The organism is Bacillus sp. AFS012607, from assembly GCF_002558005.1.
GTDB lineage: Bacteria > Bacillota > Bacilli > Bacillales > Bacillaceae_G > Bacillus_A > Bacillus_A thuringiensis_S.
Genome location: NZ_NTVM01000015.1, coordinates 50,934 through 74,700 on the forward strand (window position 1 = coordinate 50,934; position 23,767 = coordinate 74,700).

A 23,767-nucleotide genomic window follows, 5' to 3' on the forward strand; every position below is an offset into this window, starting at 1 on the left:
GATAGGAATTTAAAAACTATATTGATTGTATGCAATCTTGAACAATTTTTCAATGAAAATGTTCTTATTTAGTTTATCCTTTTTCTTCATAATCAAACAAAAGGGAAAAATAACGCCACATACAAAAAATAAGTAACATTTTTTAATATAGCATTTATAAAGAAAAAGGTAAAACAATACTTCTTATTTAACTGTCGTAATTCGCTAAAGAGTCGACATGTTCATCAATAAAAAAGAACTTGTGAAAATCACAAGTTCTCCTCCATACCTATTAAGCACTCTGATTGCCTTCCATTTGCGTTTTATACATATCATAATAACGCCCACGCTTTTTCATGAGTTCATCATGAGACCCTTTTTCCAAAATCGTCCCTCTATCGAGCACAATAATTTGATCTGCGCTTTTAATTGTTGAAAGGCGGTGAGCGATAATAAACGTCGTTCTTCCTTTTTTCACAACTTCTAGTGCTTGTTGAATCATCGCCTCTGTTTCTGTATCAATACTAGACGTTGCTTCATCTAGTATTAAGATAGCTGGATCAAAAGCAAGCGCCCTAGCAAACGAAATAAGCTGACGTTCTCCAGTGGAAAGCGTACTTCCCTTTTCTGTAATTTCTTCATTTATATTGTTTGCAAATCTTTCAGCACCAACATCACGTAGCGCCTTTACAATGCGCTCTTTTGAAATTTTTTCGTTTTCTAAGCTTACGTTGGAAGCGACCGTCCCGCTAAAAAGAAACGGGTCTTGCAGTACGATTCCCATATGCTCACGAGTTGCTTGTTTCGGCATTTCTCTTACATCATGACCATCAATCGTAAGCTTTCCTTTTTCAAACTCATAAAATTGAAAGAGTACATTCATGATAGAACTTTTTCCTGATCCAGTATGACCGACAAGTGCCACTGTCTCGCCTTGTTTCGCTTCAAAAGAAATATTTTTTAACACTTCATCTTTTCCATTATAAGAAAATGATACATTATCAAATTTTACATTTCCTTTTAAACGAGGCATACGTTCTTCTTCTACCGCTTCTCCTTTTTCCTCTAACAATTCAAAGACACGTTCTGATGCAACGCGCGCTTGCTCTAAGTTTGCAAGCTGGTTCACCATATTCGTAATTGGCGAGAATAATCGTGTTAAATAATCGACGAACGCATACAGTACCCCAAGTGAAATAATACCTGTAGCACTTAATGACGCACCGCCGAAATACCAAATCACTCCTGTGAAAGCGATATTTCTTAATACAGCTACTAAGTTATGCGAAGTTGCTGCATTTAAATTTAAAATTTTATTTTGATACTTAAAATAATCGCCGTTTAATTCTTCAAATTCTTTTTTCGTTTCACGCTCTTGACGGAACGCTTGAATAATTGGCATCCCTTGAATGGATTCATTCACTGTTCCGTTAATATCGGATAAACGTGAACGCATTTTATGATTATATACAGACGCATATTTTCTATAAAGAATCGCCCAAACAATTAAAATTGGGATAATTAATAAACATAATGAAGCGAGCTTCACATCTAATAAAAATAGCGCAGCGAATATCCCAATAATATAAATGATACTAGAAACGAATGTTGCAAGTACAGTTACATATAAATCACGAATGGCCTCTGTATCATTCGTCACACGCGAAACAATTTTCCCCGCCGGTAAATGATCGAAATAACGAATCGGCAACGTTTGAATATGAGAAAACACATCTTCCCTCATAATTTGAATAATTTTGTTCGCTGCCTTCTGCAAGAAGAACTGCTTTCCGTATGCAAATAATGATACGACTACTAATAAAGCGAAATAGCCACCACCAAGTAATAATAGACGGTTTATTTCTGGTTTATAAAATGCAAACACTTCTTCTTTCGTTAATGCCTTCGCTTTATACACTTGCACCGCCTTACCATTTTGAACGGTAATCATATCACCTTTTACAGTACGTGACCCTTCAATATTCACTTTATTCGGTACAAAATAATATTGAAAACCGACTTGCATCACACGTACTTCTTTACCTTTTGTCTCGCCTTGTTCAAAGCGATCACTTCGCTTATAAAAAGCGCCATTATATGAAACAGCTTCTTCACTCTTTTCTGTTTCATACCAAGGTTTCTCTATCCCGACGATATGATCATCAATCATCGTTTTAGCGACGAAAGGACCAGCAAGCTCTGCAATGACGAAAATAAATAACATTAGCATCGCTGCAAAAATCGTCCCCTTCACTTTCATCGCATATTGAAACAATCGTTTTGAAACGCTCATATTTTCACCCCACTATCCGCACTTTCACTTTCACCTTGTTGTCTTTCAAACTGCTCAGCATACCAGCCTCCGCTCTGGATAAGCTGAGCATGTGTACCTTCTTCCATTACTTGCCCCTCATCCATAACGAGAATCCAATCCGCATGTTGCACTGCAGATAAACGGTGCGTCGTAATAATCGTCGTCTTTCCGCTTCTTTCTGTTCTTATATTTTCAATGATCGCTGCTTCCGTACGAGCATCTACAGCTGATAAAGAATCGTCCAAAATTAAAATTTCTGGATTTTGAATAACAGCTCGCGCAATCGAGATCCTTTGTTTTTGCCCTCCTGATAAAGAAACACCTTTCTCTCCAACGAGCGTTTCTAATCCTTCTGGTAAAAACTCTAAGTCTTTTTTAAACGCAGCAATTTCAATTGCTTTCTCAAGTTCTTCTTCCGTCGCTTCCCTATTTCCGAATAAAATATTTTCTCTCGCTGTTTTTGAGAACAAAATATGTTCCTGAGGTACATACCCAATCCATCCGAGTACATTTTCATTTGTTATTTTATCTAATGTCACATCAGAGACCGCAATATCTCCATCTCCAAGCGGATATTGACGAAGAAGCTGACGTACAAGCGTCGTTTTCCCGCTTCCTGTTTTTCCGACAACCCCTAGCGTTTCTCCTTGCTTTAATGTGAAAGAAACCTTCTTTAAATTTTCTTCAGTTGATGAAGGGTATGAGAAAGACACATCATCAAACTGAATATAATCCGGATCTTGCACAAGCTTTGGATGTTTTGGATTCTTTACATCTGGCTCATACGCTAACGTTTCATTCACACGGTCAAGCGAAGCATTTCCTCTTTGCATAACATTGATTAATTCACCAATTGCAAACATCGGCCAAATCATCATCCCTAAATACACGTTAAAAGAAACGAGTTCACCAAGCGTCACCTTTGACTGGAACACAAGGTATGCACCGTACACTAAGCCGATTAAATAACTAAGACCGACAAGCATTTTCACAGTTGGTTGGAATAATGCATCAATTCTTGCTACCTTCATATTTTTTTCGTAGACGTCATCTCCTAAATGATGAAATCTTTCCTCGTCTGCATTCTCTTGTACGTATGCACGAATAACACGCACACCAGCAATCGATTCAAGTACTTTATCATTCATATCTCCGAACGCATCTTGCGCGACTGTAAATCTCTCATGCAATTTCTTTCCATATATGTTCATCGCATACGCCATAATCGGAAGCGGTATAAGCGCCGCAAATGTAAGCTCCCAACTAATTGTAAATCCCATCATAAAGACAATCGTAAGCATATATAAACTCGAATCCACGAGCGTTAATATACCGAAACCAGCTGTCATAGCAATTGCTTTTAAATCATTTGTCGCTCTCGCCATTAAATCACCCGTACGATTTTTATGATAAAACGTCGGTGTCATTTTAAGTAAGTGCCCCATAAATTTAGAGCGCATCGTTTTCTCCAGTACGAATGCTCCCCCAAACAGCTGGTGTTGCCAAACGAAAGTAAGACCATATCCAATTACCGTAACCCCTATTAAAATGAGAATAAATTGCATAATCTCCGCATTCGTTAACGTTCCTGTTTTTATATTATCTATCGTAACCCCTAACACTTTCGGGGGAATGACTTCAACTATATTTACAATTAAAAGAGCTCCAATAGCGATACTATATCTCTTCCAATGCTCTTTAAAAAACCATTTTAGCTTTAGTAATACTGATAACAATGTAACCTCTCCCTTCTCGTTCTCGTTTAACTCTCACTTCTTTATCCACTATCCAGACCCATCACATTTACATTTCGTAACCCATACAATCTCATCACATTTTTCCACCTTCCAAAATTTTCATCGTAACCATACAAGGAAAAATAAACAAAAAAAAGCATACCGCCGCTTGACGATATGCACAAAAATGCATAAAAAGCGTACGTTACGATATACGCAACGTACGCTTCTTATAAGACAGAGAATGCCTTATATATCCGCACGGGTTGCGTAATGATATGAATGTTTTCTGCCATTTAACAGAGCTAAGCCCATTACATTTACGATTACAATCATTACGCACACCCCTTTCATTTATTTTCCATTTATAATCTTACAACTTTATTGAGTATTCTGTCAATTATTTTTTTTACAAACTGAATAAAAATATACGCTACATCATTTTGAAATAAGAGAATATTCCGTAAGAAAGGGCATACAAAATAAAAAAAGAATAAGAAATCGTTTTCACAAACATTTCATTTGAAAAATGTTATCAAACCCCCTACAATCACCTTATACTCACTCTTACAAGTTGCTATTTTAGGAGGACTAATCATGACAACTAGCAATACGTACAAATTTTATTTAAACGGAGAATGGAGAGAAAGCTCTTCAGGAGAAACAATCGAAATTCCATCTCCATATTTACACGAAGTAATTGGACAAGTACAAGCAATTACTCGCGGAGAAGTAGATGAAGCAATTGCATCTGCAAAAGAAGCTCAAAAATCATGGGCTGAAGCTTCCCTACAAGATCGCGCAAAATACTTATATAAATGGGCTGATGAGCTCGTAAATATGCAGGATGAAATTGCCGATATCATTATGAAAGAAGTCGGTAAAGGCTATAAAGATGCGAAGAAAGAAGTTGTTCGTACAGCTGACTTCATTCGTTACACGATCGAAGAAGCTTTACATATGCACGGAGAAAGCATGATGGGCGATAGCTTCCCGGGCGGAACGAAATCGAAACTTGCGATTATCCAACGTGCACCACTTGGTGTTGTATTAGCAATCGCACCATTTAACTACCCAGTAAACTTATCTGCTGCAAAACTTGCACCAGCATTAATTATGGGTAACGCTGTTATTTTCAAACCAGCAACTCAAGGTGCAATTAGTGGTATTAAAATGGTGGAAGCACTTCACAAAGCTGGCCTTCCAAAAGGTCTTGTAAACGTAGCTACAGGACGCGGTTCTGTAATTGGTGACTACTTAGTAGAACACGAAGGTATCAATATGGTATCGTTCACAGGTGGTACAAACACAGGTAAACATTTAGCGAAAAAAGCTTCAATGATTCCACTTGTATTAGAACTTGGTGGTAAAGATCCTGGTATCGTTCGTGAAGATGCTGACTTACAAGATGCTGCAAACCATATCGTAAGCGGTGCATTCTCTTACTCTGGTCAACGTTGTACAGCTATTAAACGTGTACTTGTACACGAAAACGTAGCGGACGAGCTTGTTAGCTTATTAAAAGCGCAAGTAGCTGAACTATCAGTTGGATCTCCAGAACAAGACAGCACAATCGTTCCATTAATTGACGACAAGTCTGCTGACTTCGTTCAAGGTTTAGTTGACGACGCTGTAGAAAAAGGTGCTACAATCGTTATCGGTAACAAACGTGAGCGTAACTTAATTTACCCAACATTAATCGATCACGTAACAGAAGAGATGAAAGTTGCTTGGGAAGAGCCATTCGGCCCAATCCTTCCAATCATCCGTGTTTCTTCAGATGAACAAGCAATTGAAATTGCTAACAAATCAGAGTTCGGTCTGCAAGCAAGTGTCTTCACTAAAGACATTAACAAAGCATTTGCAATTGCTAACAAAATCGAAACTGGTTCTGTACAAATTAACGGACGCACAGAGCGCGGCCCTGACCACTTCCCATTCATTGGTGTAAAAGGTTCAGGTATGGGCGCACAAGGTATTCGTAAGAGCCTTGAGTCTATGACACGTGAAAAAGTAACAGTATTAAACTTAGTTTAATTTTATATGTAGAAGCTGATCTAGTTTAGATCGGCTTCTTTTTATATCAAATAATTATTCATTCCTAATCACAAACTCTTCTCTATAATCTGATTATTACTATATCCATTGACGTATAAAAATTCATTTGTTACTCTTAAAGACGTTAATTTAATATTTAAATCCTCATTCGTATCTCGGTGAGGTAGAGGTTGCAATCATTAAGAGTATCATTTCAGGAGATGTAGTGGCATTGATGAAGGAATGAGAAAGGAATGGTTGCCGAAGTAAGTCGTGTCCACCATGCACGCTTGCTGGGTCTGCATTTAATAAGTGCAGAACTGTCACAAACGTTTCGTTTGTGGAGAGCTATCGAGAGGTATGTCGTGGGTTTCTTATAAGATAGAAAGCATGTAGCGGCAGATTACGTGCTTTTTTTGTTTTGTTTGGGACTTCTCTTCCTGACTCAGGAAGACATACATATCTCCTCGCTTGACTTGGTTATACTAACTTTGGAGGTATTTTCTATGCAACAAAAAAAATGGGGCTTTTGGGTACTAACAGCTTTCGTTGTCGGTAACATGGTTGGCGCTGGTATTTTCATGGTGCCAAGTACGTTGGCACAAACAGCAAGCCCACTCGGTGTCACTTTAGCTTGGTTAACTACAGGGTTTGGTGTTTTAATGCTAGCTCTTGTTTTCGGTAATTTAGCAATTCGTCGTCCTGATTTAACGACAGGGCCACAAAGTCATGCATATGCTTTATTCTCAACACCAAAAAAGAAAAAAATGGCTGGCTTCAGTATGGTATGGGGATATTGGGTTGCAAACTGGGCAAGTAACGTTGCCATCATTACATCATTTGCGGGATATTTATCACTCTTCTTCCCAATTATGAAAGATACGCGACTACTATTTTCAATCGGTTCTTTTAACATAGAAGTCGGAAAACTAATTACATTTACGATTTGTTCCATCTTACTTTGGGGAACTCATATTATATTAACAAATGGTGTAAGCGGAGCTGGAAAGCTAAACTTCTTAGCAACAACAACGAAAGTAACTGGATTCCTTTTATTCATCGTCGTTACGTTATTTGCATTCGAAGCTTCTAAGTTTGGACAATGGTACACGCCGATGATTGATAAATCAGGTGTATCACATGGTCTTCTTTCACAAGTAAATTTAGCTGCTCTTACAACGCTTTGGGCGTTTATCGGAATTGAGTCAGCCGTTCTTTTATCAAACCGTGCTGTTTCTCCAAAAACGGTAAAACGTGCAACAGTTGCGGGATTACTTATTACAGTTGCGATTTACTTAGGAATTACAATTTTAACAATGGGTGTACTTCATGTTGATAAATTACAATCTTCGGAACGTCCATTAGCAGATGCACTAAACGCTGCAATGGGTCATGGCGGCGGGAAACTGATGGCATTACTTGCTCTTACTTCCCTGTTCGGTTCTATCTTAGGCTGGATTTTATTAAGCTCAGAAGTACCTTATCAAGCAGCAAAAGAAGGTTTCTTCCCTTCCTTCTTCACGAAAACAAATAAAAAAGGAAGTCCAATTTACTCATTACGATTAACAAACATTATGTCGCAAGTATTCCTATTCTCAACATTATCAGGAACTATTGCGGAAGCTTATACATTCGTTATTACCGTATCAACACTGGCCTACCTCATTCCATATCTCGTTTCACCAATCTTCCAGTTAAAACTAGTCGCAACTGGTGAAACATATAAAAATGAAATGCGGGCAAGAATTACAGATGGTATAGTCGCAGTGATCGCACTTTGCTACGCACTATGGGTTATTAAAACCGGCGCATCCGATATAAAAACGTTCCTTCTCGGAATTGGTTTATTCGTAATTGGATTTGCTTTCTATCCATTAATGAATCGTGATCAGAAAAAAAATAACGAAAAGAAAAACGGGCAAGTTGCATAACGCAATTTGCTCGTTTTTTCTTTTGTAAAACATATATAATAGAACAAAGAGGTGAAAAACATGTCAATCGAATCGCTATGGAGCAGTCGCTTCCAACAACATATTCAAAATATCATTACATACTTTGCACGTATGATTAACGGTTTACTATATAGCTTTATCTTTATTTCATGCGTTGGTGCATATTATTATGCTCAGTTTCTAAAAGCATCTCCTTCTAAAGGAATATCTTTAATAATTATAACGATTGTACTTACGTTCATTATAACGAGATGCCCTATCCGTACATTTATTCAAAAACCTGATGCTGTCTATTTGCTTGCATTAGAAGAGAAACTAACATCCTATTTCAAAAAATCTCTTCTATATAATTACATCATTCAGCTTTTCCCATTATTATTTACGTTCCTTATTCTCGTACCACTTGCTATGCAATCATTACAATTAACTGTACCTTTTTTATGTACAATCTTTATCGTGTTAATGATTACGAAAGCCTGGAACATGTACATACATTGGATGTGGCGTGATAGTCACGAAAAAAATATATGGCTGATCATTCGTATTACTTGTAACGCCCTAATCATTTACATGCTGTTTTATTCCGCAAATGTTCTCATATTGGGCGGACTACTCTTACTACTTGCTTTCCTACTTCTATATACGAAAAAACAGCCTACAAAACGAATACCGTGGGATTACATAATCGAGCAAGAAGAAAAAATGAACGTTCGTTTTTATCAATTTGCTAGCATTTTCACAGATGTTCCGCAAATGAATAAACAAGTAAATAAAAGAAAATGGCTTACAAATTGGATTGAACCTTTATTACATAAAAAACGAGCAACTTTCTTCTACTTACATACACTAGCATTTTTACGTGGAAATGATTATTTCGGTATATATATTCGCTTAGGATTGATCGGTGCTTTCGCCTTATATTTCATACCAAATATATACGTAAAAGGTGCTATCACTTACATCGTTCTATATATGATCTCTATGCAGCTTCGTTCACTATGGAAATATTTTTCAGGAAATATTATTGCAGCATTATATCCAATCCATACTGAAGAAAGAATGAAACAATTTCTTAGCTTAATCTTTATATTGCTAAGTATTCAACTCATTGTATTTTCGAGTGTTATACTCATTGCTACAGGACAAATTTTACATAGCCTTATCATTATGATTATCGGGTTACTCTGGATCAAATTTATTATTGTACCAAAAACGAAGCAACGCGTTTCTTCGTTTTAACAAAAAGAAATATCTTAAAAGCCAAGGAGAAAATAAATTATCCTTGGCTTTTTTATTTTGCTTCCTCAAACAAGAATCACTGAAACAACCGATATTTTATGATTTTTACATACAAAAACGATAATACATGTTTACATACTAATAAAAAGGGTATCTATTAAATTAACAGAGTAAAGGAGGGGCCTATATTGTGAATAAAAAAACGGAACAATTGAAGCATCACGTTACTGACAATCAATGCAAACATGCTTTAACAACAAATCAAGGGGTAAAAATAGCTGAAGATGAATTTTCTTTAAAGATGGGCTTAAGAGGCCCAACCTTAATGGAGGATTTCCACTTTCGCGAGAAAATGACTCATTTTGATCACGAACGAATTCCCGAAAGGATTGTTCATGCACGCGGGGTTGGCGCTCATGGTTATTTTCAGCTTTATGAATCTTTAGAAACATATACGAAAGCAGATTTTCTTACTAATCCTTCAAAGAAAACACCTGTATTTGTACGGTTCTCAACCGTTCAAGGTTCTAAAGGATCCAACGACACAGTAAGAGATGTACGCGGATTCGCCACAAAATTTTATACAGATGAAGGAAACTATGATTTAGTGGGTAATAATATGCCAGTATTCTTTATCCAAGATGCTATTAAATTTCCTGATTTTGTCCATGCAGTTAAACCAGAACCACATAATGATATTCCTCAAGGAGCTAGCGCTCATGATACCTTTTGGGACTTTGTTGCGCATAATCCTGAGTCCACTCATATGGTCATGTGGCAAATGAGCGACCTAGCTATTCCGCGTAGTTTACGAATGATGGAAGGTTTTGGAGTTCACACATTTCGACTCATTAACGCAGAAGGAAAAGCCCATTTCGTAAAGTTTCACTGGAAACCTACCCTCGGGGTTCATTCATTAGTATGGGATGAAGCTCAAAAGATTGCTGGGAAAAATCCTGATTTTCATCGTCAAGATTTATACGAAGCAATTGAAAAAGGGGATTATCCTGAATGGGAACTTGGATTACAGTTAATTCCAGAAGAAGATGAACATAAATTTGATTTTGATATTTTAGATCCAACGAAATTATGGCCAGAAGAAAAAGTTCCCGTAAAATTAGTTGGTAAAATGACATTGAACAAAAATGTTGATAACTTCTTTGCTGAAACAGAGCAGGTAGCTTTTCACCCTGGTCATGTCGTACCAGGTATTGATTTTTCAAATGACCCTCTTCTGCAAGGAAGATTATTCTCCTATACAGATACACAATTATCTCGTTTAGGGGGCCCTAATTTCCATCAAATCCCTATCAATCAGCCCGTATGTCCTTTTCATAATAATCAACGTGATGGTATGCATCAAATGCAGATTCATCGCGGTCAAACAAGCTATCATCCTAATGGATTAAATAACAATCAACCTGCAACCGTCCAAGCCGAACAAGGAGGATATGAACATTATCAAGAAAAGATTGATGGGCATAAAATTAGAGGTCGCAGTAAAAGCTTTCTTAACTTTTATTCTCAGGCTAAACTTTTCTACAATAGTATGAGCCCTATTGAAAAGCAGCACATAAAAGAAGCTTTTTGCTTTGAAGTTGGGAAGTGTAAATCAGACATGGTGAAGGCAAATGTAATTGCTCTCTTAAACCACGTCGATCGTCAATTAGCACAAGAAGTCGCTAACATTATTGGAGCTCCTTTACCTAAGGAAAATCACGAAGTAAATTCAGATGCAAAATCACCTGCACTAAGTATGTCCAATACTATTTTTAAATCTGATTCCAAAAATGTTGCAATTCTATTAAATGGTGACCCAAGCGTCTCACTTCTGTCCGAATGGATTCAAGCTTTTGTACAACACCGAATTAACTATAGCATCATAGATAATAAAATTTATCAGTTCAATGATTCCATTAAAGTAACTGATACTTATACAACAACAGACTCCTCCCTTTTTGATGCAGTATTAGTGTTTAGTAGTGAGTCTGTCATTCACCCCCCTGTTTTAGAATTTGCAGAAACTACTTTTAAACATTTTAAACCGATAGCTCATGTTCTTAGTAATCCTCATGCTTTGGACCATAGTAAGATTAAACTGGATGGAGCAGGAGTTTACAACTTAACAAACACTTCAATTGAGTCATTTATAGAAGGCATTGCCCAAGGACGATTCTGGAACCGATAATATAATGTAAGGAGCGGATTAGAATGAGTAAAAAAATTGCTATTTTAATAACGGATTATTTCGAGGACACAGAATACACAGAGCCAGTAGAAGCTTTTAAACAGAAGGGATATGAATTAACAACTATTGAAATGGAAAAAGGTAAAACGGTACACGGTAAACAAGAAAAAAGCGAAGTCGTAATTGATAAAAATATTGATGGTGTTTCTCCAGAAAACTTTGATGCACTCTTCATACCCGGTGGATTTTCTCCAGATATACTTCGTGCAGATGAGCGTTTCGTTCGCTTTAGTAAAGCATTTATGGATGCAAAAAAACCTGTTTTCGCTATTTGTCACGGACCTCAGCTACTCATCACTGCACAAACACTTGAAGGACGTGATGTCACTGGATATAAATCTATTGAAGTCGATTTAAAAAACGCCGGCGGAAACTTTCATGACACAGAGGTTGTCGTATGCCAAAACCAGCTAGTCACAAGTAGACAACCAGAAGATATACCGGCGTTTATTAAAGAATCATTGCGTATATTAGGATAACTACTTTGGTTAACTAACCTCCTTTTATTTACATGAAAATAATGAATCAGTGGGGTTTTATTCATCCCCCCACTGATTCATTAGCCCTCACCAACTGGTCGTTTACAGGAAATCCGACCACCACAAATAGCAAGATAAATAAAAAGAGGGGAATCCAAAAGTTCAGTTTTAATAATCTTTTGGATTCCCCTCTTTTCTCGCCCAAAAATTCCTTATCACTTTTCATAGGCAGTTCTCATATAGTGAAAATGACTATATAATTCCTATCCATAAGTTAAATAATGATTTCGCACATATATAAATACAAAAGATGGGAGCCCTATTTATGAATAACAATCCACCTTCAATGCCCCAAGACAACTCCGAAAACAATAGCCGTGATATCACACTGCAAACATTAAGGGTCATCGGACTCGTCGTCCTTATTAGTGGTTATATCCTCGTTGCGCTCTCTGAAGTAGGTGAGCTGAAAGTCTTATTAACAAACCCAAATAGCAATCCTGATTTAGCTGAAGTTGATCCGTTTTAAAAAGAATAACATATCACCCTTCCTAAAAAAACGTAACAACTGATTCATTCGGCTGGGCAAATTTTGCGAAGTTATGGATAGAGTCATCCCCGCATTAAATACGGGGATGACTCTAATTATTGAATGACTTCTTCTAAATGATTCTTCAAGTTCCCTAAATACTTCTCTATATCCGGATTCTTCACCACATCATAACAAGCAAAACTCTTTAACGGACTCATACCGAGAAACTTCTGCACGCGGTGTAAATGACTAAGCGCTGATTCTAAACTTTCTCCTTCAAAGAACTTCGTCTTATCTCCAAATGCTTTTTCAGGTGCATTCCAAGTTGTAGAGAACATATACTCTTTCTCTTTTAATAAACCACCTGTTCCATATTCATCAGCACCTTTAAAGAACAAACCGTATTCATATACTTCATCCATATACGTTTTAAATAAGCCCGGTACACTAAACCAGTAAATCGGCGTTTGATAAATCACAACATCAGCCCATAAAAACTTATCTTGTTCTTCTTTAATATTGTAACCATCTTGAATCGTTGTTGTTTTCACATGATGATTCTCGCCTAATACAGTAACCATATAATCTACTAACGTTTTATTTAATCGTCCTTCCTTTGTACCGTATTTTTCATGTCCATTTATAATAAATATATTTTTCATCGCTTTCCTCTCCCCTATATGATCTACTCTTCAGCTATTAAGCCGAGTTGCTGCTGTAGTGTAAGATTATCTTCTAAATGCCAATCTTCCGTTATCTTTCCGTCTTTCACATGTAAAATATCAATTGCAAAAAAATTAATTTTCTTACCATTATGTGTTCCTGTAAAAGAAAGACGGGCTGTTACTTTATCACCAACAACTAATAAGTCTTCAATCTCGCAATGTATATCAGGCACAACTTTACGAAAATTTTGCGCTGCAAACTTTAATCCTTCAATGCCTTGTGGTCGCCCTTTCGGCAATGTATTATCGAAGAAATCTTTAGTAACAGTCTGCGGAATAAGTTCCTCCTTACCTGTATCCCAAAATGCATAAAAACGCTGCGCCGCATGAACCATTTCTGTCGCTTCTTTTTTACTTAGTGAGGGATCAATTGTCATTGCTTTTGGCTTTGGCATTTCTTTTAATAATTGAACTTCAGTTTTTTGTTCCACACCACATGCTACAAGCACAATACAAATAACAAACAAACTAAGAAATCTAAATAACTTTTTTATCCCCATGGAAATCACCACCTCCTTATATAAATCCTTTTTGTTTCGTATTGCTATTGTATATGCACTAACTTCCTTTATGGAAGTAGTGATATTTTTTTCATATAGTTACCAAAAGTATAGTTTTGTGATACTATAAAGCAAATTCATCCAAAAAAATTTTATGGAGGCTAGTTCCATGAACGATATAAATCCAGTTGAATTAACGAAAGGTTTACCTGGCATACCTTGTCCCATCGCTAAAACGCTTGATGTAATTAGTACAAAATGGACGTTTTTAATCATTCGTGATCTTCTTATCGAAGGAACATTACGCTTTAGTGATTTACAAAAATCAATGGATGGTATTAGTCCAAAAACATTATCGCTTCGACTAAAAGAATTAGAGTCTCAAGGCATTATAACGAGAAAAGTATATCCAGAAGTTCCGCCTCGTGTAGAGTACACATTAACGGATAAAGGAAAGCAATTAGAGGGGATTTTTATTGAATTAAAACGGTTTGGATTAAGCTTATAAAATGAAACTTTAATCAGGATAAAACAAAAACCCCTTACCGTCGTAAGGGGTTTTATTACTTCGCAAAACTTTCAGCCAACTGTTTCTCTCTCCACATAAATGTAATGCCGAGACCAACTATTAAAACAACGCCTGAAAATGCATATGGATAATGAATATTCATATCAAATAATATTCCGCCCATCGCTGGTCCTGCGATATTTCCTAAACTCGTATAAGTCGAGTTCATACCAGCGACGAATCCTTGCTCTTTTCCGGCTGCTTTTGATAAAAATGTCGTTAAAGCTGGACGAAGTAAATCAAATGCTAAGAAAATGAAGCAAGTAACGAGAAGTACAATCCAATAATTAAAGACTACAGTTGAGACGAATGCTAATACTGCACCTACAATTAAACATATTTGAATTAACACTTTCTCACCGAACATGTCTACCAATTTGCCAAACATAAATACTTGCACAACTACCCCAAAGATTGAACTAATTGTAATAATTGCCGCAATATCTTTCGGCGAGAAACCAAATTTATGATCAGAGAATAAGCTAAACACTGTTTCATACGCTGATAATCCGAATGCGAGTACAAATACGATAATAAATGCAATTGCATACATTGGATGTAATGATTTCTTTAAATCCCCAATAAAACTTGATTCTTTCGTATTAGAAGAAATCTCTGCAAGTTCTTCTTTCGTTAACGGTTCTTTTAAAATAAAGATCGAAATCACACATGCTATAAAAGCAATTACTGCTGCAACGAAAAACGGCACACGTATACCGTATTCTGCAATAAATCCGCCGATTCCAGGCCCTATAATGAATCCAGTACTAATAGCCGCAGATAAGTATCCCATCGCCTTTGGACGTTCCTGAATAGATGTAATATCCGCAACGTATGCCGTAACACCAGGCATAATAAAAGCAGCACTAATTCCGCCTAATACCCTTGCTACATAAAGCATCCATACATCTTTTCCTAATCCAAAAAGAAGCTCTGAAACACCAAAAATAAATAATCCAATGATTATCATTTTCTTTCTACCGTAAAGATCAACCCACCGGCCTGTAATAGGTGAAGTAATGAGCTGTGCCATTGCAAACACTGCAACGAGATATCCCATCGTCTTCCCTGTTAAACCCATATCATTCATAAAGGACGGCATAACCGGAATGATTAATCCAATCCCTAAAAAAGCGATAAATATATTACTCAAAAGAATGACCAATACCATCTTTTGTTCTTTTATCGGTTTCTTCACTTTTTAACACCTCTTCCCGTAAGTTCCTCTCAAAAAATAATGCCCAAGAAGCTTTTTCTTTATCTTGCTATTTGTGGGCTAATCATGAGTAGAGATGCCTCCACTCATTAGAATTTCACTCTATCCTTCCACACATACATAAATATTAGGTGAATGACTATCATTCATTTCCCCTCAAAAATAAACCTACCTTTTCAGACAGGTTCATCTCACTATTTCTTTATATGTAGTGCATGTGTTAAAAAATCTAGTACTTCTGCCTTTTGTAGCTCGACCTGCTCATCATCTTTATGATCATATAAATAAACTTGTTCCGCTGCTGATTCAACAAGAGCAATAAATAACTTCGCTGTTCGCTCTGCGTGAACTGAATCACGAATTTCACCGGCTTCTTTCGCCCCACTTAAAAATTCACTTAGCCACATATAAAGAGGCTCATACACAGCTTCCCATTCTTTTATATGTTCCGTAGATGCAAGACCTGCATACATTAAAGCTTGTATTTCACGATATTCCTCTATAAAGTGAAACACCGCATCGATTACTTGTGCCACTTTATTTGAAAAAGGTACATCTTTTTGTACTTTTTCTTTCACTGCAAGTATCATCTTTTCAACCATCACTTCTGCTATTGCAGGCATAACAGATAGCTTAGAAGGAAAATATAAATAGAAAGTTCCTTGCGCAATGCCAGCTAATTTCACGATATCAGAAATCTTCGTTTTTTCGACGCCCTTTTCCTGAAACACTTCAATAGCTGCATAGACAATTTTCTCTTTTTTATTCATCATCTAAACCCTTTCACACGCGTATTGAATGACTGTCACTCATTTTATAAAATAACTAGCTGTACTGTCAATTATCGTGCACTTTTTATAATAAAAATCTCCTAACGACTTGTTAGGAGATACAGTATATCTTTAAGAAAGTGCCTTTAATCCTGTCACTCCACATACAATAAGAAACACACTAATGATACGCGCTTTACTTTTCGACTCACCAAACAAGAACATGTTTAACAAAACTGCACCTGCTGTTCCGATACCAATCCAAACCGCATATGCGACACTTACTTGTAAAAATAAGAAGGAAGTATACAAAAATGCGAAGGATGTAGCAAACCCACCTATATAAATCGCACCATTGGCTAATGTCTTATCTTTACTATACATTTTAAGTCCTATCACACCGACTATTTCACTAATTGCAGCACAAAATACGAAAAACCAACCCATTTTTAAGCAACTCCTTCCACAGTTTCTTCTTTATTGTCAGCTAACTTTAAACCGATAACGCCGGCTACTACCATAAGAATGAAGAATAGTTTGCCTGCGCTGAAACTTCCACCGAAAAGAAATACATCCATTAAGAAAGTACCTACCGTACCAGCTCCAGCGAAAATAGCATATACAGTTCCTGTTGCAAGATGTTCACACGCTTTAGAAAGGAAGTGAAAATCAACAGCGATAACTCCTAAAATAATAATCCAATGCCACCAAGTATTAGCCGTATTAAAACCAAACACCCAAAAAATTTCAAAGATACATGTTAATATGACATATAACCAAGCTCTATTTTTCATACCTCTCACCTCTTATGACTGACTATCAGTCATTTTTGTTTTAAAAAAATATACTCTTTCATCAATACTATATAAAAACAACTATCATCCTCATTTACCATTGTATTTGTTCCATTTCTAAGCTAAATGCATCCTGTCACATAAAAATGACTGAATGTCATTCATATGTATTGTACATGAACATTTTAAAAATTGTCAATGCCGAAAGTTTATTTAAAATTTCTATCATCAGATTTGTATATTTCCTAATAATCTGTCAATAATGCTAGTAACATAATATTTTCTCCACTCCCCCTTGGAGAGATCCCTTGAATGGAGCAGTTAGCTTTTGCTAGCTGCTCTTTTTTATTTATCCGCACACTATGATGAAATACTCATAGATCAAATCCATTTTTCATCACATAACAACATCTATTTATTTTCCAATGAGCCTTTGTATGCACGAATTTTATTCTCGAGCATCTTCTCTGTAACTTCTAAGTTTTCTCTTTGAATCTGAATAGATTTCCTATGATCTTCTAGAAGCTGTAAACGAGCTTCTGTTGTATGCTCCCCTTCTGTATATAGTCTAGCGTATTCTCTTATTTTCGCTATTGGCATTTGCGTTTGTTTTAATTTCATTACAAACTGCAACCACTTTATATGTGACTCTTCGTAAAGTCGATTTCCATTTGTATCACGATTTGCAATTAATATACTTTCCTTTTCATAATAGCGTAGTGTATGTGTGCTCACTCCTAATAATTTTGCTACCTCGCTAATTGTGTACATACTCAAACTCCCTCCATATGCTTACCCTCATATATCTTATGACCGAATCAAATTTATAAAAAACATTTGACTTAGAGTATACTCTAACAAATACAATCTAACCATAAATGAATTTGAATTTAGGGGGATTTTATATGAAATACACGGTTATTACTGGCGCAAGTTCCGGAATTGGTTATGAAGCAGCTTTAGCATTTGCATCTCGCGGAAAAAATTTAGTACTTGTAGCTCGAAGACAAGAAGAATTAAACGGATTAAAATTGAAAATTAACGAAATGCATCCTGAGTTGGATGTTGTCATTCGAAAAACTGATTTATCTGTGACTGAAGATGTTTATAAACTTTATGAAAGCCTACAAGCTTTTCAAATTGAAACGTGGATTAACAACGCAGGTTTTGGTAATTTCGCCTCAATTGCTGAACAAAATTTAAATAAAATAGAGACGATGTTGCATGTCAATATAGAAGCACTAACAATACTCTCTTCTCTTTTCGTTCGAGATTATTCAATGGTTGATGGAACACAGCTTATTAACGTTTCATCGGGCGGCGGATACACGATTGTTGCTGATGCTGTTACGTATTGCGCTACGAAATTCTATGTAAGTGCATTTACAGAAGGGCTGTCTCACGAACTGAAAGAACAAGGCGCAAAACTGCAAGCAAAAGTTTTAGCTCCTGCTGCAACTGAAACAGAATTTGCGAAGCGTTCATTTGATATTGATGAATTCCAATACGATAATGTTGTACCAAAATTCCACACTGCAAAACAAATGGCACAATTTATGCTCGATCTTTATGATAATGATAAAGTTGTAGGGCTTGTCGATGGTTCTACTTATAACTATGAGCTTAAAAATCCCATTTTTAATTTTGCAGTACGAAAAACGAATTCAAGTTCTTAATTCCCCTAAAATATAGATGCCCACTATTACATAAATAATAGTGGGACTTTTCTCTCTCTGAAACTTTCACCCAACATACCGAACCATCGCCACTTCATCACAATAATCAACCTTTGGACAATGTCTACAATCAATCCATACTTTCTCTGGTAACGCCTCTCTATTCACAAAATCAAACCCGCACTTTTGAAAAAATTCCGTTTCATATGTTAAAGAAATGACTCTATTCACTTTTATTTTCGCTGCTTCATTTATTACATGGTTCACTAACATACGCCCTATCCCTTTTCCTGCATATGTATGCGAAACTACTAACGATCGTATTTCTGCAAGATCTTCCCCCAATACATGCAATCCAGCAACTCCAACAATTTTCTCGTCCTCTTTCATAACATATAAACATTGCAAATATTGATAAAGAGACAAAAGAGATCGCGGTAAAACAACTCCCTCTTTTGCATAAACCTCAATAAGACTATAAATTTCTTTCACATCACTCGTCACCGCATTACAGATTTTCATATTACATCCCCTTGCCCTCGATATTAATATTTATAACTTCAAATGAATTTTAATTCATAATTTTATATAATAATACATCTCTCTTTTCTCCTCGTCAATCAATTTATACAAACAAAAAACCAAGCAATCTAATCGATGCTCGGTTCCTCATTTCGTATCGGCAATACTGTCGAATATTTAATTTCACGAAGTGCTAAACTTGTCTGTATCCTTGTAATACCAAGCTTATTCAGCTTTCTAATAAACTGCTCTAGTTCTTTACGATCACGATTTGCAACCTTTAATAAATAATCGTACTCTCCTGTTAAACAGTGACATTCTAACACTTCCGGCATCGATTCTAATTCTTTCTCCAACACTTCCAACTTGTCAAATTGATGAATATTCGTACTCATAAAAATAAAACATAATAAATCAAACCCAAGCTTTTCTTGATTTAAAATCGCGACTTGCTTATCGATGAAACCTTCCCCATCCAATCTTTTTATTCTTGCATGCATCGCAGCCGGTGATAAATTAACGCGACGTGCCAGCTCTGCATTACTTACTTGTGACTCCTTCTGCAATATATCTAAAATTTGTACATCCAAATCATCCAACACTTTAATAACAGACGACTCCATTACAATTCCCCCTTTTTTCTTACCGATGATTATTCGAAAAAACACCTTATACCTTACACAAAACTGAATATCATTCCGTAAATACCATTCATAACTAAAGATTTTATCGAGTTTTCATCACTATACAAAAGAATATATTACAAAATAAAGAAAAATGCTAAAATTATTTACAATTCGTATTGATTACAAAAAAGGGGATTTTAGCATGCCTTATTTTTACGTCTTTTTACTATTACTAACGAGCTTATTATGGGGAGGAAATTTTGTCGTTGGAAAATCACTCGTCGATCATGCATCGCCGATGACACTGACAAATTTAAGATGGATGATTGCGATTGTTTGTTTATTACCGATGGTATGGTTTAAAGAAAAGAAAATCCTTCCACCACGTACCGCAATACTTCCTTTAATATTGATGGGAATTTCAGGGGTCGCTCTTTTTAACATCTTTCAATTTTTAGCATTAGAAAAAACATCCGCTACGAATGTAGGTCTTATCTCTACATTGAATGCAATTTCAATCGCATTATTTTCAGTATTATTTTTAAAAGAAAAAGTAAATACACTTCAAATCCTATCCATGATTCTTTCATTCTTCGGGGTTATCCTCGTCCTATTAAAAGGTGATTTCTCGCTTTTATTTTCACTACATTTTAATAGCGGCGATTTATGGATGATTGCAGCAGTTTGTATTTGGGGAATCTATTCTATTTGTAGTAAATGGGCAACAAAAACAACTACACCACTTATGGCAACGTTGTACTCTGGTATTTTCGGCGTTATTTTATTACTACCGTTTAACATAGGTAGCTTCACTGTTTCAAATATAAATACTTCTTTCATCACATCACTTTTATATACTGGGCTTATTTCGACAGTTCTTTGTATGGTATTTTGGAATATTGGCGTACAAAAATTAGGCGCAACTACATCAGGTATTTTTCTAAACTTCAATCCAATTTTCACAGCCATTTTAGCATTCATATTCCTCGGAGAAGAATTAACGTGGATACAAATTTTAGGGACAATTGTCGTTGTAACAGGATGTTATTTATTTTCTCATTTTAAAACTGTTGCCGTTCAGCCTATTAGACCTTTAATGCGAAAACATTCTTAATGAAAAAACATCGTCATCTGGGTTGGCGATGTTTTTATTTTCTCTTCATTTCTTTTATATACTGCTTTTCCTCTTCTGGCGATAAACGTTCCGTCGCCTTGCCAGTATCTCCACCTTGAAGGCTCCATAAAAAGTTATGCTCCTCAACAGTTTGAGAAAAATCTCCTTTTTCCCATCTATTTATAATAGAAAATAACTTCATTTTATATTGAAAACCTGTACTATTTTCAATATCTCTTTTTACATTAGAAATTTCCTTTTTTGTCATCTCTACAAATCCCCATTTTTCAGAGGATTTTACCTTTTGATGCACCATTTTATGCATAGTAGAAATAATTTCACCTTCACTAATTTGCGGGGCTTCTTCTGCAGCTTTTTTCTCTTTTTCGTTTGCCGCTCGCTCGGTTTGAATATTTGTATTTTCTTTTTCCACATATGCAAGCAATTTCTTTCCGCCAACTATAGAAGAGATGATTACCATAATGGTAATACATATACCTACAATCCATTTAAAAAGCATTAGCTCTTCATCGCTTCCCTAACAATATGACTATCTACATACTGCTTAAACTTCACGATTTTTCCATTCTCAAGCTGCCATACATGAACAAATTCTGCTTCAAATGATTTTCCTGTTTCTTTATAAACTCCAGAATACATACCTTCAGCAACAATTACATCTTTTCCGTTTACTTCATGATATGTATTTACACTTGCTTTATAATCATCCCATTCTGATCCTAAACGGCTAAATACATTTTTCATTATAGCTTCCACGCCTTTATATGTTCCGCCGTACGGGAAACCTTCTGCCTCTGTCCATTCCACTTTTTCAGAGAGGGCTTCTGCTAAATGCTTTGCATTCGAAGAAGCTGATCCTTCATACGTGCTTTGAATAATTTCTAAATTTGATTTAGGCATATTACTTCCTCCCGTTTATTTATTTTTACACAAGACGTAACCAACGTAGTTACGCCTTGTGTAAAAAAATATTTAAATTGTTTCATTCGTAATTCATTAGTTGTAATCATTATAGTTACAATAATTCTTCAAGTCAACAATTTATAAATAAAATTTACTTCGTTTTCATTACTTTCTCTTTTAAGAAACGATCTACATATCCTTCTGCTTTTACTACGAATAAATACGCACCCATTGATAATAATGCAAGATCTAATTCATATCCTGGATTCTTTCCATCTCCTAATAAACCTGCTGCTCCATTTACCTTTACGATAGCTCCAGCTAAAATAAGAGCGAATAACAATCCTACATATCGTACACCTAAACCGATAATTAATAATATACCACCAACTAATTCTACAGTTGCTACGCCGTATGCAAGGCCACCTGGTAAACCGATGCTTGTAAACCATCCTGCTACATTATCGATACCTGATTGAAACTTTGCTAAACCGTGTGCAAAGAACGTAACTCCTAACACGATACGAATAATTAAATTCCCAATATATTGATTCATTTTGAACTCTCCTTTTTGTTTTGTTATGGTGAACTTTTATTTACAAGTCAAAACAATACGGTATTTTATTTCATTCGTCAAATACTTTTTTAAAGAAAACAAAAAACATTATCCGTTTTACGGATAATGTTTTCCTACAAAATAGCGCTAATTCAAGCTTTTATTCTATCGCATAGAAAAAGTTGAAACATTTTTCCAGCGCCAATATAAGGCAGTAAAGACACGTCCTCTTCCACAACCATTCCCACAACATTCACTTTCTCATCTACAGGTAAATCATGTGTAGCAACTTGCATCTCCCCTGCATATCTACCGTACAATTCATTATCAATTGTAATGCTGCCTTTCTTTCTTACAATTGTATGCATCGGCTGTAAAAACACTCTATTTCCTTCCCTTGATTCTACAGATCGAATAACATCACGAGCCGGATCTAGTCTATTTGTATGCACTTGCTCCACCACTTTTAATACTTCTTTATCAGTTATAAATGATTTGTAACGCAATGGAATAATCCCTCTACTTGCACTAGCTACTTCTTGCATACTTTCCAAACTCGCGCTTATATCTCCAATCAACACTTTATCAACACCACAATCTTGAACAAGTTCTACGTACGCTTCAAGCGGGCGCATATTGCGATGTTTTTCTAACGTTGGTAACCCTTCATATAACGGACCACGTTTTTCCGCATCTCCTGGAATAAATGCCATCGTCTTTATTCCGCACTTCTGTAAATATTGATTTTGTTTTTGTAAGAAGGACTTTGCTAGTCCCGTCTCTGGACGTGGGTAAAAATTATGCCACGCTTCTACATTCTCTACTCTTATATGTTCTGCAAGTAACTCTTTCCAAAATGACTTTGTAATCGTACTCGCATTTAAAGCTACTTTCATCTTGTGAGATACGCGGGCGATTTCTTTTGGCGTGATGCCATAGTCCATTCTTAAACCGGTAATGCCCCAGTTCAATAACTCTTCCACATTTTCATATGTTAGCCCTAAATGGTGTAACGATTTTGGAGAAACATCAACCATTAACTCCATTTCATTTTCAAGAGCCTGCTTCCCAAGTATCTGAATTAACTCTTTATACGTACCAGGATCATCCTCTGGTATATGAAGTGATGTAAAAATAGACAAAAATCCATTTTCCTTCGCCACTTTTAGCCACTCTTCTTGTTTCTCTACTCGTTCTTTTGAAAGATAAATGGAAACTCCGATCATATAAATCTCCCTTTCTATTAATAGAAAAAGAGAA

The 23,767-nt window shown here is 36.0% G+C and carries 25 protein-coding genes and 1 riboswitch; of the genes, 9 read left to right on the plus strand and 16 right to left on the minus strand.

Translation table 11 applies throughout. The annotated features are described in order from the left end of the window. Positions 1 to 271 precede the first annotated feature (271 nt). Positions 272 to 2,272, minus strand: a complete 2,001-nt coding sequence (locus tag CN409_RS19505; RefSeq protein WP_000116622.1) for an ABC transporter ATP-binding protein — start codon at positions 2,270 to 2,272, stop codon at positions 272 to 274. Continuing rightward, positions 2,269 to 4,029: an ABC transporter ATP-binding protein gene (locus CN409_RS19510; RefSeq protein WP_000953777.1), complete on the minus strand. Its 1,761-nt coding sequence runs from the start codon at positions 4,027 to 4,029 to the stop codon at positions 2,269 to 2,271. The genes CN409_RS19505 and CN409_RS19510 overlap by 4 nt, the downstream gene beginning before the upstream one ends. Positions 4,030 to 4,626: 597 nt before the next feature. Between CN409_RS19510 and gapN the strand changes: the two genes are divergently transcribed. From gapN to CN409_RS19545, 5 genes are all read left to right on the plus strand, one after another. Then, entirely contained in the window at positions 4,627 to 6,066 is a 1,440-nt protein-coding gene (gapN, locus tag CN409_RS19525; protein ID WP_000213634.1) for an NADP-dependent glyceraldehyde-3-phosphate dehydrogenase, read from the plus strand. Between the two features lie 177 nt (positions 6,067 to 6,243). Beyond that, a riboswitch (Lysine riboswitch) is annotated at positions 6,244 to 6,425 on the plus strand. A gap of 147 nt (positions 6,426 to 6,572) precedes the next feature. Beyond that, entirely contained in the window at positions 6,573 to 7,997 is a 1,425-nt protein-coding gene (locus CN409_RS19530; RefSeq protein WP_097980881.1) for an amino acid permease, read from the plus strand. Positions 7,998 to 8,057: 60 nt separating this feature from the next. Further along, a complete protein-coding gene (locus tag CN409_RS19535; protein ID WP_097980882.1) occupies positions 8,058 to 9,257 on the plus strand; it encodes an ABC transporter permease in 1,200 nt (399 codons plus the stop codon). Between the two features lie 190 nt (positions 9,258 to 9,447). Continuing rightward, positions 9,448 to 11,445 carry a catalase gene (locus CN409_RS19540; protein WP_097980883.1) on the plus strand — a complete coding sequence of 666 codons (1,998 nt, stop codon included), beginning with the start codon at positions 9,448 to 9,450 and terminating at the stop codon, positions 11,443 to 11,445. A 23-nt stretch (positions 11,446 to 11,468) separates the two neighbouring features. Continuing rightward, entirely contained in the window at positions 11,469 to 11,984 is a 516-nt protein-coding gene (locus tag CN409_RS19545; protein ID WP_000037536.1) for a type 1 glutamine amidotransferase domain-containing protein, read from the plus strand. 61 nt (positions 11,985 to 12,045) lie between these two features. Here the strand turns inward: CN409_RS19545 and CN409_RS31925 are convergent, their stop codons facing one another. Then, positions 12,046 to 12,210, minus strand: coding sequence for a hypothetical protein (locus CN409_RS31925; RefSeq protein WP_163115714.1), 165 nt, complete (start codon positions 12,208 to 12,210; stop codon positions 12,046 to 12,048). Positions 12,211 to 12,309: 99 nt separating this feature from the next. Here CN409_RS31925 and CN409_RS19550 point away from each other — a divergent pair, with 99 nt between their 5' ends. Next, the gene (locus tag CN409_RS19550) at positions 12,310 to 12,513 is read left to right on the plus strand and encodes a hypothetical protein (RefSeq protein WP_086391000.1); all 204 of its coding nucleotides are present in this window, start codon (positions 12,310 to 12,312) and stop codon (positions 12,511 to 12,513) included. A 116-nt stretch (positions 12,514 to 12,629) separates the two neighbouring features. Here CN409_RS19550 and CN409_RS19555 read toward each other — a convergent pair whose 3' ends face one another. Both CN409_RS19555 and CN409_RS19560 read right to left on the minus strand, forming a co-directional pair. Further along, entirely contained in the window at positions 12,630 to 13,178 is a 549-nt protein-coding gene (locus CN409_RS19555; RefSeq protein ID WP_000789180.1) for an NAD(P)H-dependent oxidoreductase, read from the minus strand. A 23-nt stretch (positions 13,179 to 13,201) separates the two neighbouring features. Then, on the minus strand, positions 13,202 to 13,741 hold the full coding sequence (locus tag CN409_RS19560) for an ester cyclase (protein WP_086387960.1): 540 nt from the start codon (positions 13,739 to 13,741) through the stop codon (positions 13,202 to 13,204). Positions 13,742 to 13,910: 169 nt separating this feature from the next. On the opposite strand from CN409_RS19560, the gene CN409_RS19565 reads away from it, so the two are divergent. Further along, positions 13,911 to 14,249, plus strand: coding sequence for a winged helix-turn-helix transcriptional regulator (locus tag CN409_RS19565; protein WP_000997917.1), 339 nt, complete (start codon positions 13,911 to 13,913; stop codon positions 14,247 to 14,249). A gap of 55 nt (positions 14,250 to 14,304) precedes the next feature. On the opposite strand, the gene CN409_RS19570 is transcribed toward CN409_RS19565, so the two are convergent. From CN409_RS19570 to CN409_RS19590, 5 genes are all read right to left on the minus strand, one after another. Next, entirely contained in the window at positions 14,305 to 15,507 is a 1,203-nt protein-coding gene (locus CN409_RS19570; RefSeq protein ID WP_000742945.1) for an MFS transporter, read from the minus strand. Between the two features lie 212 nt (positions 15,508 to 15,719). Next, a complete protein-coding gene (locus CN409_RS19575) occupies positions 15,720 to 16,298 on the minus strand; it encodes a TetR/AcrR family transcriptional regulator (protein ID WP_002162922.1) in 579 nt (192 codons plus the stop codon). A gap of 129 nt (positions 16,299 to 16,427) precedes the next feature. Next, on the minus strand, positions 16,428 to 16,742 hold the full coding sequence (locus CN409_RS19580) for a DMT family transporter (protein WP_000539671.1): 315 nt from the start codon (positions 16,740 to 16,742) through the stop codon (positions 16,428 to 16,430). 2 nt (positions 16,743 to 16,744) lie between these two features. Continuing rightward, a complete protein-coding gene (locus CN409_RS19585; protein WP_000796019.1) occupies positions 16,745 to 17,089 on the minus strand; it encodes a DMT family transporter in 345 nt (114 codons plus the stop codon). A gap of 411 nt (positions 17,090 to 17,500) precedes the next feature. Then, on the minus strand, positions 17,501 to 17,860 hold the full coding sequence (locus CN409_RS19590) for a MerR family transcriptional regulator (RefSeq protein ID WP_086390999.1): 360 nt from the start codon (positions 17,858 to 17,860) through the stop codon (positions 17,501 to 17,503). Positions 17,861 to 17,994: 134 nt separating this feature from the next. On the opposite strand from CN409_RS19590, the gene CN409_RS19595 reads away from it, so the two are divergent. Beyond that, complete coding sequence (locus CN409_RS19595) at positions 17,995 to 18,765, plus strand: SDR family NAD(P)-dependent oxidoreductase (RefSeq protein WP_000878080.1); 771 nt, start codon at positions 17,995 to 17,997, stop codon at positions 18,763 to 18,765. Between the two features lie 66 nt (positions 18,766 to 18,831). On the opposite strand, the gene CN409_RS19600 is transcribed toward CN409_RS19595, so the two are convergent. Further along, the gene (locus CN409_RS19600; protein WP_000686659.1) at positions 18,832 to 19,287 is read right to left on the minus strand and encodes an N-acetyltransferase; all 456 of its coding nucleotides are present in this window, start codon (positions 19,285 to 19,287) and stop codon (positions 18,832 to 18,834) included. A gap of 128 nt (positions 19,288 to 19,415) precedes the next feature. Continuing rightward, positions 19,416 to 19,910 carry an Lrp/AsnC family transcriptional regulator gene (locus CN409_RS19605; protein ID WP_000446097.1) on the minus strand — a complete coding sequence of 165 codons (495 nt, stop codon included), beginning with the start codon at positions 19,908 to 19,910 and terminating at the stop codon, positions 19,416 to 19,418. A 205-nt stretch (positions 19,911 to 20,115) separates the two neighbouring features. Between CN409_RS19605 and CN409_RS19610 the strand changes: the two genes are divergently transcribed. Continuing rightward, a complete protein-coding gene (locus CN409_RS19610; RefSeq protein WP_097980884.1) occupies positions 20,116 to 21,027 on the plus strand; it encodes a DMT family transporter in 912 nt (303 codons plus the stop codon). A 34-nt stretch (positions 21,028 to 21,061) separates the two neighbouring features. Here the strand turns inward: CN409_RS19610 and CN409_RS19615 are convergent, their stop codons facing one another. The 4 genes from CN409_RS19615 to CN409_RS19630 form a co-directional block, all read right to left on the minus strand. Continuing rightward, the gene (locus CN409_RS19615) at positions 21,062 to 21,547 is read right to left on the minus strand and encodes a PRK06770 family protein (protein ID WP_000897995.1); all 486 of its coding nucleotides are present in this window, start codon (positions 21,545 to 21,547) and stop codon (positions 21,062 to 21,064) included. Further along, positions 21,547 to 21,948 carry a nuclear transport factor 2 family protein gene (locus tag CN409_RS19620; RefSeq protein ID WP_001126704.1) on the minus strand — a complete coding sequence of 134 codons (402 nt, stop codon included), beginning with the start codon at positions 21,946 to 21,948 and terminating at the stop codon, positions 21,547 to 21,549. The genes CN409_RS19615 and CN409_RS19620 overlap by 1 nt, the downstream gene beginning before the upstream one ends. 154 nt (positions 21,949 to 22,102) lie before the next feature. Beyond that, on the minus strand, positions 22,103 to 22,507 hold the full coding sequence (locus CN409_RS19625; RefSeq protein WP_001077751.1) for a DoxX family protein: 405 nt from the start codon (positions 22,505 to 22,507) through the stop codon (positions 22,103 to 22,105). A gap of 152 nt (positions 22,508 to 22,659) precedes the next feature. Next, positions 22,660 to 23,733, minus strand: a complete 1,074-nt coding sequence (locus tag CN409_RS19630) for a DUF871 domain-containing protein (RefSeq protein WP_097980885.1) — start codon at positions 23,731 to 23,733, stop codon at positions 22,660 to 22,662. Between the last annotated feature and the right edge of the window lie 34 nt (positions 23,734 to 23,767).